Annotated in this window: 22 protein-coding genes; 17 read left to right on the top strand and 5 right to left on the bottom strand. The window is 55.1% G+C overall.

Annotated features, from left to right (window positions below):
- The 9 genes from IKB43_06690 to IKB43_06650 form a co-directional block, all read left to right on the top strand.
- A partial coding sequence (locus IKB43_06690; protein ID MBR2469822.1) for a UDP-N-acetylmuramoyl-L-alanyl-D-glutamate--2,6-diaminopimelate ligase occupies positions 1-258 on the top strand: 258 nt, incomplete at its 5' end.
- Positions 252-1,655: a UDP-N-acetylmuramoyl-tripeptide--D-alanyl-D-alanine ligase gene (locus IKB43_06685; GenBank protein MBR2469821.1), complete on the top strand. Its 1,404-nt coding sequence runs from the start codon at positions 252-254 to the stop codon at positions 1,653-1,655. The genes IKB43_06690 and IKB43_06685, both read left to right, overlap by 7 nt.
- A 22-nt stretch (positions 1,656-1,677) precedes the next feature.
- Positions 1,678-2,847 carry a cell division protein FtsW gene (locus tag IKB43_06680; protein ID MBR2469820.1) on the top strand — a complete coding sequence of 390 codons (1,170 nt, stop codon included), beginning with the start codon at positions 1,678-1,680 and terminating at the stop codon, positions 2,845-2,847.
- Entirely contained in the window at positions 2,844-3,914 is a 1,071-nt protein-coding gene (gene murG / locus IKB43_06675) for an undecaprenyldiphospho-muramoylpentapeptide beta-N-acetylglucosaminyltransferase (protein ID MBR2469819.1), read from the top strand. The genes IKB43_06680 and murG overlap by 4 nt, the downstream gene beginning before the upstream one ends.
- Positions 3,914-5,296, top strand: coding sequence for a UDP-N-acetylmuramate--L-alanine ligase (locus IKB43_06670; protein ID MBR2469818.1), 1,383 nt, complete (start codon positions 3,914-3,916; stop codon positions 5,294-5,296). The genes murG and IKB43_06670 overlap by 1 nt, the downstream gene beginning before the upstream one ends.
- Complete coding sequence (locus IKB43_06665) at positions 5,287-6,132, top strand: FtsQ-type POTRA domain-containing protein (protein MBR2469817.1); 846 nt, start codon at positions 5,287-5,289, stop codon at positions 6,130-6,132. The genes IKB43_06670 and IKB43_06665 overlap by 10 nt, the downstream gene beginning before the upstream one ends.
- Positions 6,125-7,366, top strand: coding sequence for a cell division protein FtsA (gene ftsA / locus IKB43_06660; GenBank protein MBR2469816.1), 1,242 nt, complete (start codon positions 6,125-6,127; stop codon positions 7,364-7,366). Before IKB43_06665 ends, ftsA begins: the two co-directional genes overlap by 8 nt.
- 34 nt (positions 7,367-7,400) lie before the next feature.
- Positions 7,401-8,975, top strand: a complete 1,575-nt coding sequence (ftsZ, locus tag IKB43_06655) for a cell division protein FtsZ (protein ID MBR2469815.1) — start codon at positions 7,401-7,403, stop codon at positions 8,973-8,975.
- 352 nt (positions 8,976-9,327) lie between these two features.
- Complete coding sequence (locus IKB43_06650) at positions 9,328-10,848, top strand: hypothetical protein (protein ID MBR2469814.1); 1,521 nt, start codon at positions 9,328-9,330, stop codon at positions 10,846-10,848.
- Here the strand turns inward: IKB43_06650 and holA are convergent.
- A complete protein-coding gene (gene holA, locus IKB43_06645) occupies positions 10,845-11,816 on the bottom strand; it encodes a DNA polymerase III subunit delta (GenBank protein ID MBR2469813.1) in 972 nt (323 codons plus the stop codon). The two genes, IKB43_06650 and holA, sit on opposite strands and share 4 nt — an antisense overlap.
- 28 nt (positions 11,817-11,844) lie before the next feature.
- Positions 11,845-12,315 (bottom strand): transcription elongation factor GreA, encoded by a 471-nt coding sequence (greA, locus tag IKB43_06640; protein ID MBR2469812.1) that lies wholly within the window; start codon positions 12,313-12,315, stop codon positions 11,845-11,847.
- Between the two features lie 75 nt (positions 12,316-12,390).
- Here greA and argJ point away from each other — a divergent pair, with 75 nt between their 5' ends.
- On the top strand, positions 12,391-13,608 hold the full coding sequence (gene argJ, locus IKB43_06635; protein MBR2469811.1) for a bifunctional glutamate N-acetyltransferase/amino-acid acetyltransferase ArgJ: 1,218 nt from the start codon (positions 12,391-12,393) through the stop codon (positions 13,606-13,608).
- A 76-nt stretch (positions 13,609-13,684) separates the two neighbouring features.
- On the opposite strand, the gene IKB43_06630 is transcribed toward argJ, so the two are convergent.
- Both IKB43_06630 and IKB43_06625 read right to left on the bottom strand, forming a co-directional pair.
- Entirely contained in the window at positions 13,685-14,614 is a 930-nt protein-coding gene (locus IKB43_06630; protein MBR2469810.1) for a hypothetical protein, read from the bottom strand.
- A gap of 278 nt (positions 14,615-14,892) precedes the next feature.
- Positions 14,893-16,008: a glycoside hydrolase gene (locus IKB43_06625; GenBank protein ID MBR2469809.1), complete on the bottom strand. Its 1,116-nt coding sequence runs from the start codon at positions 16,006-16,008 to the stop codon at positions 14,893-14,895.
- A 385-nt stretch (positions 16,009-16,393) separates the two neighbouring features.
- Between IKB43_06625 and maf the strand changes: the two genes are divergently transcribed.
- From maf to hisB, 3 genes are read left to right on the top strand one after another with little or no spacing between them, the layout of a single operon-like run.
- Positions 16,394-16,978, top strand: a complete 585-nt coding sequence (maf, locus tag IKB43_06620; protein MBR2469808.1) for a septum formation protein Maf — start codon at positions 16,394-16,396, stop codon at positions 16,976-16,978.
- Positions 16,975-17,985, top strand: a complete 1,011-nt coding sequence (locus tag IKB43_06615) for a helix-turn-helix domain-containing protein (protein ID MBR2469807.1) — start codon at positions 16,975-16,977, stop codon at positions 17,983-17,985. Before maf ends, IKB43_06615 begins: the two co-directional genes overlap by 4 nt.
- Positions 17,985-18,569, top strand: a complete 585-nt coding sequence (gene hisB / locus IKB43_06610) for an imidazoleglycerol-phosphate dehydratase HisB (GenBank protein ID MBR2469806.1) — start codon at positions 17,985-17,987, stop codon at positions 18,567-18,569. The genes IKB43_06615 and hisB overlap by 1 nt, the downstream gene beginning before the upstream one ends.
- Before the next feature lie 157 nt (positions 18,570-18,726).
- Here the strand turns inward: hisB and IKB43_06605 are convergent, their stop codons facing one another.
- Complete coding sequence (locus IKB43_06605; GenBank protein ID MBR2469805.1) at positions 18,727-19,368, bottom strand: hypothetical protein; 642 nt, start codon at positions 19,366-19,368, stop codon at positions 18,727-18,729.
- Between the two features lie 97 nt (positions 19,369-19,465).
- Here IKB43_06605 and IKB43_06600 point away from each other — a divergent pair, with 97 nt between their 5' ends.
- The 4 genes from IKB43_06600 (at position 19,466) to IKB43_06585 (ending at position 26,487) form a co-directional block, all read left to right on the top strand.
- Positions 19,466-19,768, top strand: a complete 303-nt coding sequence (locus IKB43_06600; protein ID MBR2469804.1) for a type B 50S ribosomal protein L31 — start codon at positions 19,466-19,468, stop codon at positions 19,766-19,768.
- Between the two features lie 66 nt (positions 19,769-19,834).
- Positions 19,835-20,698, top strand: a complete 864-nt coding sequence (locus tag IKB43_06595) for a hypothetical protein (protein ID MBR2469803.1) — start codon at positions 19,835-19,837, stop codon at positions 20,696-20,698.
- A gap of 143 nt (positions 20,699-20,841) precedes the next feature.
- Positions 20,842-22,941, top strand: a complete 2,100-nt coding sequence (locus IKB43_06590; GenBank protein ID MBR2469802.1) for a hypothetical protein — start codon at positions 20,842-20,844, stop codon at positions 22,939-22,941.
- Between the two features lie 99 nt (positions 22,942-23,040).
- On the top strand, positions 23,041-26,487 hold the full coding sequence (locus IKB43_06585) for an MFS transporter (protein MBR2469801.1): 3,447 nt from the start codon (positions 23,041-23,043) through the stop codon (positions 26,485-26,487).
- Positions 26,488-26,525: the final 38 nt, after the last annotated feature.

Here is a 26,525-nt window from a genome sequence, read left to right as displayed (position 1 = left end):
GCCTGGCTCACTTCGGACAATCCCCGTACCGAAAACCCCGCCGACATCATCAACGACGTGCGCGCCGGCATGAAGACGGACAAGTTCTCCGTGGTGGAAAACCGCGAAGAGGCCATTTACAAGGCCTGTGCCGAACTGAAGGACGGTGACTGGCTGGTGATTGCAGGCAAGGGCCACGAGGACTACCAGATTATCGGAAAGACTAAACATCATTTTGACGACCGCGAGATTGCAGTAAAGGCTATGGAAAAATGCTGAAGTTGGATTTGACAATAGGTGAAATGCTGAAGATTCTGGAAACGGAACCTGTGGGAGTTGCTCCCAAGGTTCTGAAACGCAAGGTGAATCTCTGCATGGATTCCAGGGAAAGCGCCAAGGGAGTTGTCTTTTGGCCTATCAAGGGTGTCCGTTTTGACGCCCACAAGTTTGTAAACCAGATGGAAAAGGAAGGGGCGCTCATGAGCGTTGTAAACCAGACAGCCGTGGAAGAATACTCTACCCAAAACGAAACCTTCAAGGCCTATGCGCCTGTAGATGATACCACCAAGGCGTTGCTCAAGCTGGCCAAGGGTTACCAGAGACTTTTCAAGGTGAAGAAGGTGGCCATTACCGGAAGTAACGGCAAGACCACTACCAAGGAAATGGTGAAGGCGGTGCTTTCTTCCAAGTTCGTAACCCACGCCACCGCCGGAAACTTCAACAACCATATCGGCGTGCCCATGACCCTTTTCCAGCTGAAGCACAAGCACGAAGCCGCCGTGGTGGAGATGGGCACCAGCGGTCCCGACGAAATCCGCCCTCTTTCTCTGGCGGCAGAACCCGACGTGGCGGTGATCACCAACATCGGCGCTTCTCACCTGGAACGCCTGGGCGACCTGGACGGTGTTTTCCGCGAAAAGATTACCATTACCGCAGGCCTCAAGAAGAACGGCACCCTCATTGTGAACGCCGACGACCCGAGGCTTTGCAAGGTGAAATCCACCAAAAACTACAAGGTGGTAACCTTCGGGCTCCGCCGTGGTGTGGTGAAACCCGAAAAACTTAGCTGGAACGAAAACGCCTGCGCCGACTTTTACGTGGGCCGCACCCACTTTGTGCTGAACGTGCCCGGAACCCATAACCTGTACAATGCCCTGGCAGCTATTGCCGTGGGCGAGGCCTTCCGTATCCCTAAGGCGGAAATCGCCAAGGTGCTCAAGAATTTCCGCGCCACCAACATGCGCATGGAAATCAAGAAGGGCGACGGTTTCAAGATTGTGTCCGACTGCTACAACGCGAACCCCTCTTCTACCCGCATGGCCCTGCAGACCATCGGTAACATGAATGTGGAAGGTAGCCGTATTGCGGTCCTTGGCGATATGCTGGAACTGGGCAAGGAATCCAAGGAACTGCACCGGAGTATCGGGGCGCTGGTTCCCGAAATGAACTTTGACTTGTTGGTGACTGTTGGCGAAGAAGCGAAGAACTATGTGAAGGGAGCGAAGGAAAAAGGCATGGCCTGCGTGGAACATTTTGACACTGTGCAGGACGCCATCGTTTTCCTTTCGGACGTGGTGAGCAAGGGCGACGTGCTCTTGGTCAAGGGCTCCCGCGGAATGAAAATGGAGCAGGTAGTAGATGCCCTGCTGAAACTTTCTCTGGTGTCCAAGGCTTAAAGGTATAAGGAACTGTCTTTAGATGAATAACATGCAGACCATAGGCGTAAACAAGTGGCTGTTGCTTGCAACGCTCTTGCTGATATGCTTCGGCATAGCCGTAGTTTATACGGCGTCTACGCCTCATGCCCTGCAACGGGGACTTTCTCCGGAATTCTACCTGAAGGCCCACCTGTGGAAGGTCCTTGCTGCCCTGGTTATCATGTTCGTTGTTTCGAAGGTCGATTACAGCGTGTGGATGAAGGGCTCCCGCGTGGTGTTCATTATCGGGGCGGTGCTTACGGTGGCGGCCATTGTGGCCGGCGGTAGCGTCAAGGGCGCCAACCGTTGGATTTGGGGAATCCAGCCCTCTGAAATCTTGAAACTGGGCCTGATTTCTTGGATATGCGCGAAACTTGCGGTGGCAGGTACCGAAATCAAGACCCTGAAATGCAGCCTGATACAGCCGGCGATTCCCTTCGGGATTTCGGCAATCCTCTTGGCCCTGCAGCCGAATTTCTCTATGTTGCTCCTGTTTGCGGGCATCACCCTTGCGGTTTTGTTTGTGGCGGAAGCCCGGTTCAAGTACATTGCCATCTCTCTTGCGGCATGTATTCCGGTGGGCCTGATTGTGCTTTTGATCAAGTCCCACACTTCCAAGCGCCTGATGGCGTTCTTCAATCCGGCGGAGAACCAGAATTCGGCCTACCAGGGAGAACACGCTCTTGAAGCTCTCGGGAACGGAGGATTTTTCGGGACCGGCTTCGGCATGGGCGTGCAGAAACTGGGCTACCTGCCCGAGGCCCACAAAGACGTGGTCTATGCGGTGATAGGCGAGGAGTTCGGCTTTGTGGGGACTTTTGCCATTCTCCTTCTTTTTGGAATGTTGTTCTACCAGGGCTTTGAAATCGCCCGCAATTCTTCTAGCCGTTTCGGAAAGTACATGGCTGTGGCTTTGACGATTTCCCTGTTCCTGAATTTCTTGGTGCATGTCTGTGTGAGTACGGGGCTTTTCCCCACCACAGGACAGCCCTTGCCTTTCCTCAGCTTTGGCGGAACTAACCTGATTTTCTCGGCCCTGTTCATCGGGATCCTTTTGAACATCTCGAAACCGGGAACAGGCACGAAAATCTGGGAACCCTATATGAAAAACGGGGACAGGACGGATACTCGCCCCCGTACGGATTATGAAACTTCAAGGAGTGGACGATGAAAAAGTTCCTTTTTGTGTGCGGTGGAACCGGCGGACACATTTTCCCGGCTGTGGCGATTGCCGAAAGCCTCAAGAAAATGGGTGTTGAAGATATTACCTTTGCCGGTCGTAAGAATTCTATGGAAGAACGCTTGGTGGCAGGCAATTGGCCCTACGAATACATTACCGCAGAGCCTCTCCATCGCGGTCCGTTCCTCAAGAACCTGGCGCTGCCCTACAAGTTGCTCAAGTCCCTGTCCAATGCCAAGAAGGTAATCCGCAAGGTGAAACCCGACGTGGTGGTGGCGACGGGCGGTTACGTTTCGCTCCCGATCGTCCTTGCCGCAGGCAGCATGGGCATACCTGTTTATCTGCAGGAACAGAATGCGGTGGCGGGAATTGCCAACAAGATGGGCGCTCGATACGCGAAGACCGTTTTTGTGACCTCCGAAGATGCCGCCAAGTATTTCCCGGCAGGAAAGACCATGATTTTTGGAAACCCCGTCCGTGAATTGCCTGCCGAAGACAGCCTGGAACGCCCCGTGGAATTCCGCGAGGGCAAGAAGGCCGTGTTTATCGTGGGGGGCTCTCAGGGGGCCGTTGGCATCAATACGAAAATTGAAGAAAGTATCGGCCGGATTACCGGGAACGAGGACGTTTCCGTGGTGTGGCAGGTAGGTGTCAAGAATGTAGATGACATTACTGGTCGTCTGGGAATTCTGCCCAACGTGTCGGTGAAGGGATTCTTGAACGGGATCTACGCCTACATGAAACATGCGGATCTGATTATCAGCCGCGCAGGAGCTTCGGCCCTGGCAGAAATCCTTGCCTTCGGCAAGCCCTCTATTTTGCTCCCGTTCCCCCATGCTACGGCAAACCATCAGGAACACAACGCCCGTGCCGTTGAAAAGGCGGGGGCTGCCTTGGTGGAGCTGGACAGCGACGAGAATCATTTGTGGGACAAGGTGGAATCCCTGCTGTTCGATAGCGAGAAACTGGCCAAGATGGCGGCTGCGGCAAAGAAGCTTGGAATGCCTGATGCGGCCGACAAGATTGCAAAGGTGATTTTGGAAAAGGAAAGTGCATAATGCAGATTAATGATTGTAAACGTGTCCGTCGCTTGCACATGGTGGGTATCGGTGGTGCCGGTATGTCCGGTATCGCAGAAGTCCTTCACGAGAACGGCTTTGTGGTGACCGGCTCGGACATGGGCGAGGGCTCTGTCATTGACTACCTGAAGCACCTGGGTATCCGCGTGGATAGCAAGCACGAGGCCAAGAATGTGGAAAACGCCGACCTGGTGGTTTACTCTTCTGCCATTCCTTACGACAATCCCGAGCTGGTAGAGGCTCGTGCCCGTCGCATACCCGTGATTCGCCGTGCCGAAATGCTTGGCGAACTCATGCGCATGAAATACACTTTGGCCATTTCCGGTACACACGGCAAGACCACCACCACTTCTATTGTCGGAGAAATCTGGGAAGTGGCGGGTCTTGACCCCACCATTATCGTTGGTGGCGTGGTGAAGGGCAAGGGAAGTGGCGCAAAAGTGGGCAAGGGGGATTACCTCATTGCCGAAAGCGACGAGTTTGACCGCAGTTTCCTCTCCATGATGCCCAGTTCCGCTATCGTGACCAACATCGATGCCGACCATCTGGACACTTACGAAAATATTGACGAAATCAAGGAAGCCTTTGTCCAGTTCGTGAACAAGATTCCCTTCTACGGACAGGCCATCCTTTGCATTGACGACCCCAACGTGCAGCAGATTTATTCCAAGGTGCGCAAGCCGGTGATTACCTACGGGTTCTCCCGCCAGGCCAAGTACCATATCGACAACCTCCGTTTCGAAAAGGGATACCCTCATTTTGAAATTTTCAACGACGGGAAATCTCTCGGCGAATTCCAGCTGCAGATTCCGGGGCGGCACAATGTGCTGAACGCCACCGCCGCCGTGGCGCTTGCCATGGAAGAGGGAATCGACGTGGAAGTGGCAAGACGTGCCGTGGCCGCCTTTGAAGGCGTGCAGCGTCGCTTTGAATTTTTGGGCGAAAAGAACGATGTGCTGGTGTTCGACGATTACGCCCATCACCCCACGGAGGCGACGGCGACCCTGCAAGGGTTCAGGGATGCTTTCCCGGATCGCCGCGTGATTGTGGCTTTCCAGCCCCATCTGTTCTCCCGCACCAGGGACCAGCACGACGCCTTCGGAAGTGCGTTTGCCTACTGCGATGTGCTGCTGTGCACCGACATTTACCCTGCCCGTGAGCGGCCCATCGAAGGTGTGACCGGAGCCCTGGTTTCTGAAAGTGCCCTTGCTTTTGGTCATCGGAACGCCCGCTTTGTGGGCGACCAGATGAACCTGCTGCCGATTTTGAAAGAAGAACTCAAGCCGGGTGACGTGGTGGTGCTGATGGGCGCCGGCAACATCTGGAAACTGGGCCAGAAGATTTTGGAGGAATGTATTTGAGTCCTAAAACCACATTCCTTGGACGCCGTATAGGCTACAACGAGGAGAAGCGCAAGCGTACCCGTGCCATGAAAATCAAGAATGGCGCGAAGAAAAGCTTGGGCTGGTTTAAGCGTCGTGGCTGGATTATCGGTCTTGTGCTGGTAATCCTTGCTACCCTCGCGTGGACGAACCGTTTCTACCTGCAACGTTTTAACCCCATGGAACTTCGGCACCTGCAGTATATCGATATTGAAGGTAACCGCATGCTCACCTGGGAAGACGTGGTGCAGAATGCCCAGGTGGAACCTGGAATGCTCCTGTCCGAAGTGTTCGAGGATTCCGTAGAGAAAAACCTGATGCAGCTGCCCCTGATTCACAAGGTGACGGTGGAAAAACATTTCCCCTCTTCCCTCACCATCAAGGTGCAGGAATCTTCGCCTGTGGTGGCGTATTTCCAAGGGAGCCATGCTACGGTTTATTCGGAACGGGGGCTTCTCTTGCCCATGTCCACCTCTACGGCGTTCCATTTGCCGGTGGTGGATTCTATGGCCTTTGAACGTATTGCGGATGTGGCATCTCACCTGCAAAAGCTCAAGCAGGAAAATGCCGAACTTTACGGTCTTGTATCTCAGGTATCCTGGAGCGAAGAGCACCGGGCATACGAAGTGTTCTTTAGCGATGTGGGCTACAAGGTTCTGTTCCCCGAAAGGGAATGGGAAAGTAATCTATGGACCTTATACGAATCGGTGAAGCGCGGTTTCCCTCAAGACATGAACTGTGCCGGAGAGGTGGATTTGCGTTTTGCAGGTTTCTTGTACATAAGGAATTTTGACAAGAGGTGTGTCAATGGATGACAACAACAACGAATTGAGAAAAGAAGATCTGGTTTTCGGTCTCGACATCGGGACCTCCAAGATTAACCTGTTTGCGGGAGCCATGAACCCCGACAACACGGTTCGGATTCTTTGCTGCGGGGCCCTGCCCCTGAAGCGTCCTGACGAGATGGACGATGTGGTGGAAACGCTGCAGAATGTCATCAGGCAGCTGGAACCCTTCATCGATTTCGATGTTCGCGATGTCTACGTGGGCATTGCCGGAAGCCACGTGTCCTCTGTCAATTACAAGGGCCTGATTACGCTCCCTACCGGAGAGGTTCGCGAAGTGGATATTGAACGGGTCAAGAACCTGGCGAGCACCATCCCGGAATCGGCGGGGCAAATCCTTCACGTGTTCCCCGGAGAATACACCCTGGACGACCAGGCGGGAATCCGCAATCCGAAGGGGCTTAACGGTCGCAGGCTCAGCGTTGACGTTCAGGTGGTCACCTCCCGCCCGAATGCCATCCAGAACCTGGACAAGAGCGTCACCCGCGCAGGCCTTCATGTAGAAGAACTGGTGCTGGAACCTTTGGCCGCCGCCTCGGCAGTACTGACCGATGACGAACGTGAACTGGGCGTGGCCCTCATTGATATTGGAGCGGGTTCGGCCGACATCGCCGTATTTGTGGGCGAGTCCGTCCGCTACACGGCCTCTCTGGACGTGGCCGGGAACGCCATTACCAGCGATATCAGCAAGTGCCTGAGCGTGCCCATTTCCCTTTCGAAGGCGGAAGATATCAAGAAACGCTACGGGACTTGCCGCCTGAACAACCTGATCGAAGATGAGACTTTCCCGGTGCCTAGCGTTGGTGACCGTGGCGACGTCCCGTGTTCCCGCAAGCTTCTGACTCAGGTGATTACGGCCCGCTGTGCAGAAATTTTCAAGCTTTTGCAAAAGGACCTGGTAAAGCACAATATGGATGTGCTGCTGAACGGCGGTATCGTTTTGACCGGTGGCTGCTGCGCCCTGGACGGTATCGATACCGTAGCCGAAAAGGTGTTCGGCAAGTCCGTGCGTATCGGCCACCCTCGGGAAGTCGGTGGTGTACAGAGCTATTCCAATCCGTCTTATGCCACGGGAATCGGGCTGTTACTGTATGCCGCCAAGCAGCGTCGCAAGGAAAAGCGCCGTGAAACCGGCAAGCAGATTTCGGTGTCCATGAAAAAGAGCCTTCAATGGTTCAAGGACGTCCTAAAAAATTATTTCTAAAACAAAACAACCACTCACAACAGGGAGACAAACTATGAGTGAATTCGACATAACCCCAACCTCACACATCCTGATGGATGAATCAACCCTCAACAACGCGAAGGTCAAAGTCTTTGGCGTGGGCGGCGCCGGTGGCAACACCGTGAACCGCATGGTGGAAATGAATATTGAAGGCGTGGAATACTACGCCGTCAATACCGACGCTATGGCTCTGGATTTGAGCAAGGCTGACCACAAGATCGCCATCGGCCAGAAAACCACCAAGACTCTCGGTGCGGGCGCCAAGCCCGAAATTGGTCGCAAGGCCGCCGAAGAAAATATTGATGACCTGAAGGAAGCCATGAAGGGAGCGGACATGGTCTTTATCACTGCCGGTATGGGCGGTGGTACGGGGACTGGTGCTGCTCCTGTGGTAGGCTCCATTGCCCGTGAACTGGGAATTCTCACTGTTGCTGTGGTTACCAAGCCCTTCCGCTACGAAGGACCTGTTCGCAAGCGCAATGCCGAAGGTGGCATTCGGGCTTTGAGAGAGGCCGTGGACACCATAATCGTGGTGGACAACAAGAAGCTTGCCGCCACCGTGGAAAATACGGACAGGAAGATGACGATGGCTGGCGCCTTCAAGCTTACCGACGAAATCCTCGGTAATGCTGTTCGCAGCATTTGCGCTATTATGTTCCGCCATGGACTTATCCATGCTGATTTTGCCGACGTTAGGACGGTTATGTCCAATGGCGGGTCCGCTCTTATGGGAACGGGTGTTGCCGAAGGCGAAGGCCGCGGTGTCAAGGCCGTGGACATTGCCCTTTCTTCTCCGCTCTTGGAAGAGGTGAATGTGGAAGGCGCCTCTGGTGTGCTGGTGAACATTGCACATGGTGAAAACTTTACCATGTTGGAAACCGAAGAAGCCATGAACCATCTCTACGACGCAGTGGGCGAGGTTGGCGAACCGAACATTATCTATGGAGACATTACGTTGCCGGAACTGGGCGAAAGGGTGAGCATTACCGTTATCGCCACCGGTTGTGGCGGAACTTCTGGTTCCGAGATGAAGCCCATGTTCGCAAGCGCAGCCGACGTGCCTATGGCCCCTGCCGCTCCCAAGATGCAGGACCTGGTCAACTCCATCGGTGGCTCGGCCGGCTTTCAGCAGCCCCAGCCTGTAGCTGCGACTCCGCGCCCGACGGCTACCAACTTCGTGGCTCTTGCCCAGTCTACGACGGTCGCCATGCCTGCCAGTGAGTCCCTGACCATTCCTATGGACACTGTTCCCCAGACTGAAGCCCAGGCTCCTGCCGCAGATTTTGCCTCTGCGCAGTTCAACGCCCAGGCCCCCGCCTTCGAAGAGAAGATGATGCCCGAAGGCATTGCTACGGCAACGCTTCCTGAAACGGAAGAAATGCCCGGCATCGCCGATATGGACCAGCTCTCTAACGGTGACTATGGTACTCCGGCTTACACCCGCCAGACCATGGCTGAAATGCCTACTCGCGAAGTGGAAGAACCCCGCAACACGAACTATGCCGAAGGCTCCTTGAAGACCAACGGCGTGGATTACGATGTGCCGGCTTTCCTCCGCAATGGCGGCTTCAAGCTGGATTCTTTCTAGTCCTTAACTAACACACACACCGGATACGCGCAAGCGTATCCACCACAACACGAGGGATCACCTGGGTCTCCCTGCCTGGGTGATCCCTTCTTGTATCGAAGACAAAGTCTTCGATACAAGAAGTTTTTTAATGACCGCTCCTTCGTTGTTTGTGGGGCGGCGTCTCCGGAATCTCAGTCGCTCTCGCGACCACGACTCATTAATATGAGTCGTTTGTCGCTCACGGAGGCCGCTCGCGTTCCTCTTGTCATGCCCGGCTTGACCGGGCATCTCCTTTCAAAGTCCGCAGCCCTCCCGCCACCGCTTTTTTCTAGATTATTCGTATATGGGTGCAATTCGCTCCAAATTTGCGATTTTGACACTGGCGGCAGCCTCCCTGGGCCTGTCCGTCTCGGTCTATGGCGAAACCGGCTATTTCCAGATAGGCACGGATTTCGACATCGGGCTCAACGGCGGCCCTACGGAGCCTACCTTCGCCGTGGATACGGCGGACTGGTACGGTCGCAACTGGCGGGGACTCCGCATCCCGCTGGAAAACGCCCGCAGTTACGAAGAGTCGGTCCATCCCTTCTTTACGCTTAGCTTCCGTGCAGGTTACAAGGATTTCCAGGTGCTTTTGGAAGCGCCTCTCCGCAAGGATCTGGAGGCCTGGTATCAGGATGACTGGAAAACGAATTTCACCTACAAGCCCAGCGAGCTGGACATCAACGTGCCCAACAACGCCTATGCCAAATGGACTAACGGCGTGGGCTTTGTGCAGTTCGGCCGCTTCAGCCCCGACGATCTGAAAATCTCCAAGAACGACATCTTGATGGGAGGCGCGCCCTACCACGACGGTGTCCACTGGAAATTCGCCCCCGGCATTTTCCGTTACGACTTCATGCTCAGCTCCCTGAACCCTTGGCTTTTCGGCGATGTGACGGACCACTCTACGGGCTGCCCGCCGGTAGGTACCGAGGCCTACGACCAGAAATGCACCGACCCCGGCCGGCAGGTATCGAACCAGCGGAACCGCACCTACACTGACAACGTCAAGAACCTGGTGTTCCACCGTTTTGGCGTAGAGACCAACAAGTTCTGGGCCTATGTGGTGGAACAGAGCATGGTGGGGGGCAAGGCCCTGGAATTTCGTTCCATCAGCCCCTTCATCTATTGGCACGACAATTACGCTACGGGCTATACCTCCGCCATGACGTCCCTGGAACTTGGCTACAAGACGGCGAACGGCGCCAAGTTCTATGGTCAAATCAACATGGAAGACATCAACAGCCCCGTGGGCGAAGACGACGACAAGGGCACCAACCGCTCCATCTTGAATTACATGGCGGGCTATTTCCATCAGGTCAAGACCAACCGCTTTGGCGAATACTCCTGGCGTTTCGAGGTGGTCCGCACCGACCCCGCCGCCAACAACAGCAGGCTTCCGCTCCTAAAATACACCAGCCGTCGGAACTACCGCAGCAATTACCGCGAGCAGGGGGAGGCCAACTACGCCGATGCCTACTTTGTGGACTATCCCGTGGGCTACCGTCGTGGCGCAGACGCTCTGGACCTGTGGCTGGAACTGGGCTGGACCTACGGCGATCACTCTCTCGCCATTACGGCGGCGTGGCTCCGTCAGGGCGACAAGGAACTCTATACCGACTACGACATCGCCGTCGATGTAGAAGGAGCAACCTCCGGTGTGGAAGAAGCCCAATACATGTTGGACATTCAATACCGTCTCAAGTTTAACGAATGGCTGCGTTTCTATCTGGGTGGCGGAGGCCGCAAGTACGAGAACCTGGCCAATATCCCCGGCAAGGACGGCGTGGACGGCTGGATCCGCTCGGGAATCCAGCTCCAGTTCAATCCTGTAGATACAAAGTTCTAGCGCACCACCAGGGCGGCTAGCGCCAGTTCCTGGCTAATGCGGGTGGAGCATTTCCCGCTCTTGATTTCAAAGTCCAGGTCGGCGAGCCTGCGGATGACCCTGCACAGGAGCGGCTTGCCCCAGCGTCTTGCGCATTCGGGAGCCTTGCCCTTCACGTTGAAGATAAAGTCGTTCTTGCCCAGTTCGGCGGCGGCGTCTTTGGGGGTCATGCCCTTCGCGAGCAGGGCCGAAAAGTTCATCAGGTCAACGGCGTAGTAGTACAGCGACGCCACGATTTGCACCGCCTGCACGCCGTTGTTGAACATTTCGTTCAGTTTCTTGGCGTAGGCCTTGCCGTCACGCATGCCGAAATAGTCGTTGATTTCGTAGGCCACGATTTTCCGCTGGGAAACCACCATGGTCTTGACCAGTTCCAGGTCGATTTTCTTGCAGTCCGGCTGGAACAGGAGGATCTTTTCGACCTCTTCGCACACCAGCTTGGTGTCGGTGCCTAGGGCTTCGGCCAGGTACTGGCAGGCGTCCTTGTCGATGGCCTTCTTGAAATGGGAGGGGATGACCGAGGCAATCCAGTCGGCCATCTTGTAGGACTTGGGCTCGTCGTATTCCTTCTCGATTTCGCCCGCCTTTTTCAAGGCCTTGTAGAGTTCCGTGTTGGCGGCGAGAGTCTCGAAGTCCAGCAAAAGCTTGCACTGGGGGCCATGCCCCAGCCACTTGGCCAGGGCCTTGGTGTCGTCTGCCTTGAGGGCTTCGGCTTTGCGCACGACTATGGCCTGTTCCGGGCTGAACATGGACACGGAGTCGCAGGCGGTCATTACCGCTTCGGCAATGGAAGGGATGTTCGTGTCCGTGGCATACAGGATCTGCTTGGAAAGAGGGTCGTCTTTCCGTTCGCCCAGGGCATCGGCAATGAATTTCTCGATGCGGATGTCCTTAGAAAACTGGTCCTTGCCAATGAGGGCTACAATCATCCTAGTCTCGCGGGCGGTCCTGTTCGCCTTACTTGAAGTCGATGATTTCGAAGTTGTTCACGCCCTTGGGGGTGGAAACTTCTACCTTGTCGCCCCGCTTCTTGCCCATGAGGGCGGCGCCGATGGGGCTCTTGAAACTGATTTTCCCGTTGAGGGCATCTACGCTTTCGGGAGACACCAGCTGGTAAACCACGTCCCGCTTGGTTTTCAGGTTCTTGACGGTGACGGTGGCACCAAAGCGGATGGTGTCGGAGGAGGCGTCAAAAGCTACCACTTCGGCACGGGCCAGCTGGTCTTGCAGCTTGGGCAGTTCCACGTTGTCGATGGCGGCAAGCCGCTCCTTGGCGGCATGGTATTCGGCGTTTTCGCTCAAATCGCCCTGTGCGCGGGCGTCAACCAGTTCCTGCAGCACGCGGGGACGTTCTACATTTTTTAAATTATTGAGGTCCTTGACGAGCTGGTCGTAGGCTTCTTGTGTAAACGGGATTTTCTTTTCCATGCTCTACAAGGTAAAAAATTTACCGGCGTTTTGGGGAACGGCAGTTCCCGAAGGGCGCCTTTTGCAGGAGTCGATATGTACAATCTGTTGGAAAATGGCGGTGTGTGTTCCCCCAAGGGCTTCACGGCATCTGGAATCTGCGCAGGCATCAAGGCCAGCGGCAATGCCGACATGGCGCTTCTCAAGAGCGAAAAGGCCGCCCGCTGCTTTGCGGTGTTTACCACCAACAAGGTGAAGGCCGCCCCGGTGCTTTATGACAAGGCTGCCTTGGAGCATGCCCATTTTGCAACGGCTGTGGTGGTGAACAGCGGAAACGCCAACGCCTGTACCGGCGAACAGGGCTACAAGGATGCCGAACGCATGGCCACCCTTACCGAAGAGGCCCTGAACCTTGCGCCCAAGAGCGTGCTGGTGTGCAGCACCGGCGTGATCGGCCATCTGATGCCCATGGACAAGATCGAGGCCGGGATCCCCAAGCTGGTGGAAAAGCTCCACGCCGACGCCTCCGAGGAATTCGGCCGGGCGATTCTCACCACCGACCTTGCGCTCAAGAGCCACGCTGTTGAAATCCATACCGAAAAGGGCGTAGTGACCATCGGCGGCGCCTGCAAGGGCTCGGGTATGATTCACCCCAACATGGCCACTATGCTCGCCTTCATTACCACCGACATTTCGCTCCCCATCGACTTCTTTGCCGAATTCCGCGCCGACATCGCCGATTCCTTCAACGCCATTACCGTGGACGGCGACACCAGCACCAACGACACCTGCATCTTGCTTGCCAACGGCATGAGCGGTCTGCGCTACGAAGACCTGAGCCTCTCGGAGCAGGGCGAGTTCCGTGCGGCCCTGATGCTTATCATGCAGAGCCTTGCCAAGGATATCGTCCGTGACGGCGAAGGCGCTACCAAGCTTATCGAACTGCGCATCGAAAAGGCCGAAAGCCACGAAGAGGCGCTCCGCATGGCCCGCTTCATCGGAACATCGAACCTTGCGAAGTGCGCCATGTTCGGCGAAGACCCCAACTGGGGCCGTATCCTCAGCAGTGCAGGCAGTAGCGGTTGCAACATGGTGGCCGAACACACTGACCTGTACTTCGGCGACGTGAAAGTCCTGGAAGGTGGCCGCCCGCTACCTCTGGACGAAGCCCAGACGGCGGCCCTCCACGCAGTGGTCCGCCAGCGTGAATACAAAGTAACGCTCGTGCTCAACATCGGTCAGGCATCCGCAAGCGCGTTCACCTGCGACCTGAGCTACGGCTACGTAAAGATCAACGCGGAATACACGACGTAGGATTAATGTGAAATGTGAGGTGTGGAATGTGTAATTTCACATCTCACATCTCACATCACACACTACACACTTGTAATTAGTCCTTCAGGCAGCGGAGGCTTGCCCCGTGTTCGGGGTTGAACTTCTCGAAGGTGACGTTGTCCTTGTTGTGGTGGAATACCACCACTTCGCCTTCGGCGGTCCAGAAGTAGGCCTTTTTCCCGGCGGTATCGAACTTGCGCTCCTTCAGCGGCACGTCGCTCTTGGCGAAGTGGGCTCCTCCTGCTTTTACGCCAAAGCCCAGCTCGTCCTTGCCGTTGCCGTAGTTATTGGAGCCTTCTGTAATGGGGTCCCAGCCGAAACCGGCCTTCAAGGCCAGGGCGGGCTTGTTGCCTGCGGCGGCAATCAGTTTTTGCCATTCTTCCTTGGTGGGCATGTGGAATCCGTCCATGCAGGCGTTCTTGGCGCTTTCGAAATTGTAGAGGCGGCCCCAGTTGTTGCACTGCATGCAGAGGGAGCCTGCCGCCGGGGCGTAGTTCAGGTTTTCTGCGGTCCAGAGCTGGTCGCCGATGCGGACCCACTCGTAGGCGATACCGTCTCGGGGGTCCTTGTAGCTGCCGTTAGTGGCGGGGTCGCCGCTTTCATCGAAAACTTCCCCAAATTCCACCTGCTTGTTCTTCTGGTACAGGGCCTTGGAGGCGAGCTTTCCGTTCTTGTGGTAGCGGAGCACCGTTCCTTCGATGTAACCGTCGGCGTAGGGGATTTCCGATTTCAAGGTGCCGTCTTCAAAATATTCCTTGGTAAGGCCTTCCCGCCGGTCTTCCTTATAAGGAGTTTCCCGCTTCAGCGTGCCGTTCTCGTAGAACTCCTTTTCCAGACCTTCGCGCTTGTCGTTTACGTAGGTGGTTTCGAACTGCACCTGGCCATTGGGGTATTTTTTTACCCGCACGTCTTCGCAACCTGCGACCAAAAAGGCGATAGAAATCGCGAGCCCTGCGGCAAAAACTTTACGAGAGATTTTGTTCATGTCTTACTCCTTCGAAAAAACTTTCCTAACCATCAAAGCGTCTTATTACCTGCAACCTTCACGCCTCACAACTCACAACATTGAGTTATCAGTCGTCAGTTTTCAGTCATCAGTATATAATTTGGCGCCAAAGGCGCGACTATAAGAACTCACAACTCACAACTGACAACTCATTACTAATCTTGTGCCTCAAGCCTCATACCTCAAAACCTCTTGTGTCCAGCGACCCCTAGATCCTAGCCCCTAGATCCTAGTCCCTAAATCCTAACCCCTACAACCTAAAACACAATCTTCCCGGCGGTCCCGAGAATCCCGATAATATAGAGCATTCCGTCGTAGTAGCGCCAGAAACGGAAGGGCACCGACAGGTTCGAAAGGTCCCGCACGAACCCGTGGATCAGCGGATTTTCGGAATCAAGCACCTGGGTGGCGGCGGCGTTCATGGCGATTACGCCCGGAGTGGCCTCGCGCCCCTGCCGCGGGAAAGGACTTCCATCGACGGAATAGTCCGCCAGGTAGGGCCGCCTGCTTTCGAAGAAGTTCAGGATCCTCTCGCAAATCTGCTTCTCCCGCTCGTCGGCGCGGAACAGCGTGTAGTCGAGGCTCAGGTTCAGGGCCACACGCCAGGCGTCTCCGCTGAAGCAGTTGCTTTCGGGGAACCAGGGCATGGATTTGGGCGTGCCGTCGAATTCCGAGTAGTCGGCGCAGAGTCCCGTCTCCGGGTGTGCGGCATGCGTCAAGTATTCCACGCTCCGTTTGGCGATTTCGTTCCATTCGTCGTCGCCGGTGGCTTCGGCGAACATGCGGTAGAACGCCACGGTATGGTAGCTGGGGTCGGTAAAGTCGTTGCCCAGCACTGGGGAGAACCGCACGATTCCCATCTTCGGGTCAATGATGGGGCCCACCAGCTCGTTCGTCTGCTTGTGCCGCATCATGTTGATGAGTTCCACCGCCGCCTGCTTGTAGTCGTCGCGACCGAACCGCTTGGCCGCAATCAAAAGGGCCGCTGCGATGTATTCTTCGCCGTCGGGGGCAGACCCGGGGTCCATCATGGAAAAGTCCGTGGTGGAAACCTGCCAGGAATAGAAACCCTGGTGGGGGCCGCCCGCGTTGTACAGGTAGCGCTTGGTGAAGCGCCACAGTTTTTCGAAAAGTTCCGGATGGTCGGTGAGGGCGGTGACGAACATGCCGTAGCTCATGCCCTCGGAGCGGATGTCGTCGTGGCCGATATCCACGATGTAGGCCATGTCGTCGGAGGCTTCAAAGCAGATGCGCTCGTCGATAGGATCGCCTTCGAAAAGCTTGCTGTAGGCGTTCTGCAAAAGCTGATCTGCAAAGTTCGGGCCGTAACCCGCCTCCACGAACATGTCACGCGGCTTGAATCTTTCCATAATAAACTCCGGTATTTGCCCAGAAAGGTAATAAAAAGGTGCGAGGCGTGGGATTGGGTCTGCGGACAATCAAGGTGGAATGAGTTATGAGTTGTGGGTTGTGAGTTATGGGTCGTCATCCTCGCGTCCTGTGGTGAGCGAAGTCGAACCAATGCGAGGATCCGCTTGCGGGTAAAAGGCTCTATGCATGAGGCTCGGATTTTTTTTTGAGTGCTCTGAAATCATAATTCCGAAATTCGAATCGAAAAGGGGGAGGCCTCCCCCTCGGCCGAGCTGTATCTCGGCCTACCCCTTCGCCTAGGGGGCTATGCCCCCTAAAACCCCCATATCCATCCAAACGGTGCGGATGTAATTCGTTGTCAGACAATTAATTGCTAAATTGTTTTCTATGGAAGAGTGTTTAAAAGCGGTAGATTTAGTGCTTGCCAGCGGCTCGCCTAGGCGGCGCGAAATCCTGGAGCAAATCGGGGTCAAGTTCCGCGTTTCGGTGTCGGGCGAAGAGGAAAAGCCTACCGCCGAAAATCCCCTGGATTTTCCCCGCGAAAACGCTAGCCAAAAGGCCTTGGCGGTCTCCAAGAAGGACCCCTCCGCCGTGGTGCTGGGTTTTGACACCCTAGTGTTTCTGGACGGGCAGCCTCTCGGAAAGCCCAGGGACAAACAAGACGCTCTCCGAATGCTCAAGTCTCTGAACGGTCGCTCCCACAAGGTGATTACCGGTGTGGCGGTGGCCCACGGAGGCATGCTCCTCGACGCTTCTCAAGAGGAAACGGAGGTGTTTTTTAGGGGCTGTTCCTTACAGGAGCTGGAAGAATATGTAAATTCTTTGGACCCAATGGATAAAGCGGGGGCCTACGGCATCCAGACAAGCGGAGCCCGCCTGATCCGCTCTATCCGCGGATGCTATTACAATGTAGTGGGGCTTCCTGTAGCCCGCACGCTAGACATGCTTAAGAATTTGAAGGTGAAGGTATGAGTAATCCTGTTGAAGATAAACGCCCCGACGAACGGCTTGGCGCCTACCTGGCCCGCGCCCGCGAAGCAAAATCCATGACGGTGGCGGACCTTGCCACGGCGACGCGTTTGTCCGAAAAGAACATTTCGTTGATTGAGGCCGGCGACTGGAAGGCGTTTCCGGTGCAGGCCTATTTGCGCGGCTATCTGAACTCCGTGAGTACCAAACTGGGCCTAGACTCCAAGCGAGTGCTGGACTGGTATGCCGCCGAGAACGGTTCCAAGTTTGCAAGCCTCCTTACGGACCTTTCTGACGGTAACCCGGGCAAGCCTTCGGGTTCTGCCGAAGGGGAGGGTGGCTCCAAGGGGAAGGTAATCGTCATTATTCTCGTGGTTATTGGACTTGCCCTGGTGGTCGCCTCCAAGTTCCTCAAGGACGTGACGCCTGCGCAGAGCGCTCCCGAACCCGTGAAGACCGAAGTGGTGGAAGAAGAACCCGCCGTAGAAACGCCTACTGAAATGCCCGAAGGGGCCGAGGCCGTTCCCGCCGATTCCATGAATGCGGATACCTCTGCAGCCCAGGTCGCTCCCGCCGATACGGCGAAGGCCGCTCCTGCCAAGGACCAGCCTATCAGTCAGGCCGTTGTGGATGAAGCTATCAAGAAATCCGACCGCCCCGCTTCGGCGACCATATTCCTTTCGTCCGATTCCAAGACCGAGGAGGCCAAGGCCGCTCCGGCAGGTGCAAGCTCCAAGCTTATCTTGGTGGCCTCTGGCGAGATGCGCACCTGGATCGGTATCAAGCACAACGAAGACGATACCTCGTTCCTCAAGGAATCCAACCTTTCCAAGGCCGGCACCCGCATGGTCTATGAATCTTCGGACACCCTGTATGTGGTGGTGGGCGAACCTAGGGCCATTTCAAAGTTCTACCTGAACGGCAAGGACGTGCCGCTGCCCGGCATGAAATTCGGTCGGGTCACCAAGTTCAGGGTCTTTGGCGGTAAAGTCATCGAAGGAGCGGAATAATGCGAGTTTCCAAGATTGAAAGAAAGACCAGCGAAACCAACATTTCCCTGAGCCTCAATCTGGACGAGGCCAGCAGGGGAGTCATTGATTCCGGCAATGCGTTTCTGGACCACATGCTGGACCTGTTCCAGGTCCACGGCGGCTTCCGTCTGGACTTGACCTGCAAGGGCGACACCGCTATCGACATGCACCATAGCATGGAAGATATCGGCATTGTGCTCGGGCAGGCTCTTGTGGAATGCCTCGGCGACAAGAAAGGTATCGAGCGCTACGGCTTTTACTTTGTCCCTATGGACGAAGCCCTCAGCCGCGTGTGCATCGATTTCAGCAACCGCATCGGTTTCGTGTGGAAGGTGGAACTCCCCGGCGAGACGGCTGGCGGCATCGAGGCCAGCATGTTCGAGCATTTCTTCAAGACGGTCTGCGAGAACGCCCGCATGAACCTGCATGTAGAACTGTTCTACGGCAGCGACAACCACCATTGCCTGGAAAGCATCTTCAAGGCCTTTGCCCGCTCCGTGGCCATGGCCGTTGCCCCCAGTCGCAACGTGAAGGGCGTGCCCAGCAGCAAGGGCGTACTGTAGGCACCTGCGGTGCAGTTATTAGTTAGTGTTACTAGTTAATAGTTACTAGTTACTAGTTACTAGAAATGCTATCAAAGAACATTCTGGCCGAAGGCGTAACTCAGAACGGCCGCGCAGCGGCCCTAGTAACTCAGAACTCAGAACTCAGAACTAGTAACTACAACTTAGGGACTCTCACCTTATCTCCGGCATTCAGGTGCTCCAGCATCACGCCGGGGTTTACTGATTGCAGGGTAGAGAGCACGTAAAAGCGGGGGAGGCTCTGGGCGCCCGCCCCATAGGTCCGCTTCAGCAATTTGAACAGGTCTTCGCCTTCCTTGGCCTCTACCACTTTGTAGAGATTTGCGTTTGATGGGTCGGACTGCAACGCAGAAAGGGCCTGGGTGAACTGATTCGCGAAATTTTCGGCGGAATTGTTTTTGGCGCTCTTGGAGGCCGTTTGGCCCGATTTTCCGCTGTCGGTCCTTGTCCCTTGGTCCGCCTTGGTTCCTTTTTCGGGCTTTTTCCCCGTCACCGAAGAGGGCAGTATAAAGTTCGGCGCCTTGAAGGTGTTCATGGCGATGCTTGGCTTGTTCTTGTCCTGCTTCTTTAGCGGTTCCAGGGCTAGGATGGAATCCAGGTCGGCGATGTAGGTGCTGTCGGGCCATTCCGTAAGGGGCATTTTCTTGTTCACGACCACGATGGTCGCCACAGGCGGCTCCGGCTTGCAGGCGGCAAGAGCCCCGACAAGCAGGGACAGTCCGAGGAACTTCCAGCACCCGGGGTGGGCGATTCTCTTTGGAAAACGGCTCCGAATCATGGCCTAAAGATACAAAAAAGCAGGCCTACGCTTGCCAAAAAGGCCTAATTCTTCTAAATTGTGTGCTCCAATTAACTACTTCACAGGAAGTTTAAAAATGAAAGAAGGTATCCACCCTAACTATCAACCGGTCGTGTTCGTCGATGCGAATACGGGTAAAGAATACATCACCCGCTCCACGAAGTCTTCCGCCGAAAAGAAGACTATCGATGGGGTTGAACATAGCGTGATTTCTCTGGAAATCACCGCTGATACCCATCCGTTCTGGACGGGCAAGCAGCATCGCGTGGATACGGCTGGCCGTATCGACCGCTTCAACAAGCGTTTCGCCGGCAACATCACCGGTGCAAAGCGCAAGACCCGCAAGGCGGCTCCCGCCAAGGCCGAAGAAGAAGCCTAGTCTTTTACACCCTCCCCTAAAACGGGAGGGTTTTTGTATATTTAGAGAAACTCAAAAGGAAAAACGATGAAAAAAACACTTACTCTCTGTGCTACCGCCGCTCTCGTGGCTATGGCTCTCACCGGTTGTGAAAAGACCGGTACCATCGAAGGTGAAGTCTGTGACGCTTTCACTGGCAAGCCTCTCGAAATGCCCACCATCTGGATGGACTCCACTATCTACTCCACCCTCAAGGAAAAGTACAAGTACAAGCAGGAACTCCGCAAGGGCCAGTTCAAGTTCGAAAAGGTCCCCGTGGGTAACTACAAGATTCTTGCCGGCCGCTCCAAGTATATCAAGAGCAAGAACATGATTTCTACCACCGAAGAGAACCCGAACCTGAAGGTGACTCTGTACATCTATAGCGACCAGATTGAACCGGGTCTCTACCTGCCTGGCGACGAAGAAAACGGCCCGAAGAAGATTTCCAACGAATGGGTCGTCTGGTCCACCCAGTGCAACGAATCCATCGCAGGCTATCAGCTGGAACGTCCCCAGGCTGGCGACGGCGCCAAGGTGCCCGACCAGAAGAAGGGCAAGAAGAAAGGCAAGAAGGAAGCTGCCAAGATGTCTCCGCTGCCGGCCCCCCGCGTAATCGAGGGCAAGCTGGAAGTCTTCTACCGCAATGCTAGCTCCGTGACCTCTCCGCTCATTGCCAAGACCTATCCCGCCGTGGAACAGGACGTGGCTGCCCACAAGGACTGCAAGGGCTTCGAAGAAAGCGAGAAGAAGGGCCTCTTTGCCGACAAGGACAAGGGCACGAACCTGACGGTGACCTATATGGCCGAAAACCTGTTCAAGATCACCGGCGATCTTCCCAAGGGCAAGCAGATTATCCAGTTCTCCCAGGATGGCAAGACTCTGACCACCTACTACTTCGAGAACAAGTAATTTATACCTAAAATTACGTCTAAACTCCCGGTGCTGGTCGCATCGGGAGTTTTTTGTATAACGTTGTTTACTTTTTGTGGAGAGGAATACTACATTTCTTTTTGAGGGTTGAGTGTCTCTGCCCTATAACGAGGAGAGTAGTTATGAAATACAGGTTTGGATTGCCGGTGGCCCTGGTTGCGGCCGGTACTCTTTTTGTCGCTTGCGGTGACGAGTCCACAAGTGAACTGGTAAAGGCGGAATCTTATGCGTCTAGCGAGGATTTGCCCAAGTGCGACAATAGTTACAAGGGCTATTTCGCCGTGATTCCATCCAAGAGCGAAGTCTATGTTTGCTCCGAAACGGAAAAAGACGGTGCAAAGACTTGGGACTGGACAACTGTAGGTGGCTCGGCCCCCGTGGTCGCCACCCCGGAACTGGACTGCAAGGCCGAGGAACTGAAGGATAAGAGCGGATTCAAGCTGGTGTGCAACGGAGATTCCCTGGCGGTCATCAAGAACGGAGCCAAGGGCGAAAAGGACAGTGACGCCGAAGTTTCCGAAGCCACAGCCGAAGTTCCCTGTAGCGTAGAAAATCTCGAAGACGGTTCCGGTGTGAAAATCACCTGTGGTGATAAGTCGGTTGAGGTCAAGAACGGCAAGCCCGGGGAATCTGCTGAGTCTGGTGACAAGCCTGTCACGCCCGAGACCCTGAAAGACGACAACGCCTGTACCGTAATCAATGCGGGTCTTGACGTGATTGTCTACGACTGTGGTGCAGGAATCGGTTATGCGGTTCAAGCAAAGGGAACGGATTTCCCTACATGGAAAGGTCTGTCCCAATCTGACAGACTCTATGAAGAAAGTTTTGGCCGGCGCGCATACATTGAACCTCTGGCGATATGGAGTGAAAATTCCGAAATGGGAACAATCCAGTGGGAAGGTGTTGAGGTTGAAGCCGTAGATGGCTCGCAGACGGTTGCCCCTCCCGGCTCTGATATTCTTGTTGAGATGCCTCCCATGATTGAATCTCTTGGAAAGAATTACGGGTTTAAGGGTAAAGCGACCCTTTCCGTTGAAAAGGATATGGATTTTATTGAAGCCATGGAGACGACTTATCCGATAGTAGGCCTGTCGTACGAGTTTACCGATAGCAAAACGGTCTCGGCGGACTGGGGCGGATTCTGCCTAACCTATTCTTCCGATACGGAAATGAAAATCCATATAGGTGGAGATATGTTCCCCATGTCCGCTGCGGTTCCTGCCACTGCTGGTCAGGAAAAAACGGTGAATATCCCCTGGAACAAGTTTGTCTTCGTTGCGGCTGACCTGTATCCTGATGCACCATCCGGAGAAGCCTTTTTGAGAATGATTTTTGGCGATACTGGCGATGAAATTGGCCCCGTTTATGACGATGAACTGAGCGGGATTAGTAAAGTGGACTTTGCCGTTGTTGAATCGTTCAAGAAAGGGACATACGAAAACACCTTCGGTATTTATGAATTTGGCGCCTATGGCAAGTGTTCCGGAAACACGATTAAAAAACTGAAGGCGGATGTTGAGGCTTTGAAAAAAGACAGTATCTTTACCGACCCCAACAACGAGTCCATTGTCTATAAGACCGTTACCATCGGTAACCAGACCTGGTTCGCCGAGAACTTGAAGGTGAAACCGGTGTCAGAGACCGCATCTGCCGCGGGTGCCGGTAAAACGGAAAAACTTTACGCCTGCCTTGATGGTGAAGAAACCTGCAATGTCGTCGGTTACACCTGGGATGTGGCTATGGGCAGTCTGGACGGTTCTGAATTTGAAATTGACGAAGTTGAATTGCCCGTGCAGGGGCTTTGCCCGGAGGGTTGGCATGTGCCTTCGAGTTACGAGTGGCGTAATTTGATGATTGCAGTTTCTAAAAAATATGCTGATGAAATCTATGGCTCTGCTGCAGGGATGTTCGCGCCTCCGTACGATGAAGTCTTTGCTGCCAATGTTCTCTTCTCGCAGGAGGGCTGGCCAGAAGGTAATGCCGGCTGGAACCTGGTTGGGCTTGACCTGAAGCCGACCTATGGGGTGGCCGATGGCTATTGGGGATATTTCTGGACCTCAGATTCCTATGGTGATGATGCGGCTGCTATTTATGCAGGTACAGAAGGTATGTACTTCAATTATATAGACGATGCAGAAGAACTTTCCAAACAGGAGAGTGCTCCTGTCCGCTGTGTTCGAACCGAAGATGGCGTGGACTATACGATGGGCCTCAGAAGATAGTTTTGACGTTCCTTTACCTTAACTGAAAAAGGCGGTCCCGCATTGGCGGGACCGTTTTAATTATGTATCTTTCCCATGAAAGATTTGCGGGATAAACCGATGAAAAAGTCTAAGGGATTTTTTGCTTTTTACGGGTTTGCCTTTACCCAGGTGGCCCTTTCTACTATCCTTGTCGCCTACATGGAACTGGTGCTTAGCCGTGCCGGATTTACGGCCATGGGATCTTGGCAGTTCTATGTGCTGCACCTGTTGTTCCTGCTGCCTTGCACCTTGCTCATGACTCCTGCGGGTTATTTTTCCGACAAGTTTCCTAAGGAACGGGTCCTTAGGTGGACGACCCTGCTTTCGCTACCTGCGGTGGTGCTGTTCGGTTACGGGGTCTGTACGGCGAACCTCCTGTTTGAGTTTCTTTCCATTGGTCTGTTCTTTGTGCTGCAGGCGTTCCAGAGTCCGGCCAAGAACGGCTACATGAAAGAACTGGTGGGAGTCCGTTCCCTGGCCCAGGGGAGCGGTATATTGATGATTATCCTGTTTGTGGCCCTGGTGCTGAGCGGAGGCGTTACCGCCTACGCCTATGAGCGGATGCTCCCTGTGGCAGGGGATCTTTCGGAGGCGCTCCAGACATTTGCCCCTGTGGGGATAACCCTCGTGGCTCTTGAGATTTTGGGAATTCTGTTCACCTTCGGGCTTCCGCCTATAGGCGCCTACGACGCCGAGCTGAAGTTCCCTTGGAAGCGCTACTGGAACTTGCTGTTTACCCGCCGCAAGCTGAGCAAGCTCTGGGTGAACCGGGCACTCCGCCAGTCCATTATCGGGCTTTCCATGTTCTGGGTCATGATATTCCTACTGGTGTTTGTCATCCAGGACCTGTTCGGTTCGGGTTCGCTCTTTAACCGGGATATCTTGGCCAATTACGCCATCTTCGGAACGGCCCTGGGTCTTGTGGTGGGCATCGTCTTTGCCATGCGCATGTCCAGGAACTTTATCGAGACCGGGCTTATCCCCATGGGTACCGCCGGGGCGGCCATCCTCATCTTCCTGATTCCCTTTATCCCCAGGCCCTACAACGCCATCGCCTTTACCCTGCTGGGGTTCTGTGGCGGCATTTACATGATTCCCATGTTCTCCATGCTGCTGTACCATACCAAGCCCAGGTCGGCGGGCCACGTGCTTTCGGTGGCCAACGGGGTGCAGAACCTTTGTATTCTCCTCTTTGAGATTGTGGCCGTTGTCCTTATCCGGTTCCTGAACCTGGACCGGATGAGCCTGTTCTTTATTCTGGGTATCGTGTGCCTGGTCGGCACCATTTGGGCCCTGATGGCCATGCCCCATACGCTGCTCCGCCAGCTGATGCGCTCGGTGCTTTCGTTCCATTACAAGTTCCTGGTGTCTGGCGTGGAGCGTATTCCCTGGGAAGGCCCGGTGCTTTTGGTGGGTAACCACATTTCTTATGTGGACTGGGCCATGATCCAGATGGCAAGCCCCCGCCCCTTGCGCTTTGTGATTACCAAGCGGCCTTTTGAAAAGTGGTACGTGCGTCTGCTCCTTTCCCAGATGCGGACCATCGAGCTGGACATTGCACACCCGGAGTCCGCCATGAAGGAGGCCCGGGAGGCCCTGCTCCGGGGCGAGGCCGTGGTGATGTTCCCCGAGAACACCATGACCGCCACGGGCAACATGAGCCGTTTCCGCCTGGACTATTCCGACGCCATCAAGGACGTACACCACCTGAAGCTCTTGCCGTTCTATGTGCAGGGGCTGTGGGGGAGCAGCTACTCCCAGGCGGGTTCCGGCTTCAAGGATTTAATTCATAGCGAAGGCCGTATCATTTCGGTGGCCTTTGGCGAGGAACTTCCCCTGGAAGCGGATGCGGTAACGGTCCAGCGGGCCGTGCAGGAACTTTCCATTACGGCATGGACATCTTATATCCGGCTGCTCCGTCCGGTGGCCTCTGCCTGGATACGCACGGTCAAGCGTATCGGGAGCGGACCTTCGGTCTATAGTCCCGACGGCCACCATCTGGCGGCAAACGCCCTGGCGGCGGCTTCCTTGACCTTCGCCAAGATGATTGACGGTCTTACCAAGGGAGAAAAGAACGTGGGCGTGCTGATTCCGCCTTCGGGCCCGGGTATCATCGTGAACATGGCCTGCCTCATCAAGGGCAAGACTGTCTATAACCTGAACTACACCAACACGCCGGAGACCATGGACTACTGCTGTAACGTGGCCGACGTGAAGACCATCATTACCGCCCGGGTGTTTATCGACAAGCTGAAGCAGAAGGGACTCCCTATGGAGCAGCTTCTGGACAAGTACAAGGTCTACTATATGGAAGACCTGAAGGAAAAGCTGAAGAAGCCCGCCCTGGTGCTGAACTTCTTGCGGGTGATGCTGCTTCCGGCCTGGTACTTGGAACTTCGGTTCTTCAAGAAGGTCTCCCTGGACGACGTGGCGACCATTATTTTCAGTTCCGGTTCCGAGGGTCGCCCCAAGGGAGTGGAACTGACCCACTTCAACTTGATGGGTAACATCAAGCAGTGCGAAAGCGTGCTGAACCCCGGCTCCGACGACGTGTTCCTGGGGTCGCTCCCACTGTTCCATGCCTTCGGGTTCTCCATCACTACCATGCTCTGCCTGGTGGACGGCGTGCCGGTGGCTACTTGCCCCGACCCCACGGATGCAAGGCTTGTGTCCCGCATGTGCGCCCAGTTCAAGGTGACCATCATGGTGGCCACGGGCACCTTCTTGCGGATGTGGGGCATGAACCGTGCGGTGCACCCGCTGATGTTTGGCCATGTGCGGAGCATCTACGCCGGAGCCGAAAAGATCCGCGAAGACGTGCGCCAGCTTTACCGCACCAAGTTCAAGCTGGAAATTTTCGAAGGTTTCGGCTGTACCGAGACCACCCCCGTGGCGGCGGTAAACACCAAGGACGTTCTGATGGACGACTACAAGACGGTGCTGCAGGGCAACAAGCCGGGGACCGTGGGAGCGCCACTGCCTGGAACCCAGTTCCGCATTGTGGACCCGGACACCATGGAAGAGCTGCCCATCGGTAGCGACGGATTGATTCTCATCGGTGGAGCCCAGATTATGAAGGGCTACTTGAAGGACCCGGAACGCACCGCCCAGGCCATAGCAGTCATCAACGGCAAACGCTGGTACAAGACCGGCGATAAAGGCCATGTAGATGAAGACGGCTACCTGACCATCGTGGACCGCTACAGCCGATTTGCAAAGCTTGGCGGCGAGATGGTAAGCCTCGGCTCTGTAGATTTCAAGATTTCGGAAAACGCCATGTTCGACGAAATCGACCATTTTGCCGTGGCCGTTCCCGACGGGTCCAAGGGCGAAAAGATTGTGCTGGTCTATGCCGGCGAAAAGTCCGAAGACGAGGTGAAGGACATGCTCCGCCAGATAGGGCTTCCGCCCCTGATGGTGCCTGGCGCCGTGGTGAAGGTGGAAAGCCTGCCCAAGCTGGGCAGCGGCAAGTGCGATTTCCAGACCGGCAAGAAGATTGCCATGGAAAGGCTGGGAGTGGGGTAGGTGTTAGGTAGTAGGTTGTAGGTATTAGGGCTGCTGGT

The organism is Fibrobacter sp. (assembly GCA_017503015.1).
In the GTDB taxonomy this organism is placed as follows: domain Bacteria; phylum Fibrobacterota; class Fibrobacteria; order Fibrobacterales; family Fibrobacteraceae; genus Fibrobacter.
Note: the sequence above shows the minus strand (reverse complement) of the source record. Positions and strands in the feature narration are given on the sequence as shown.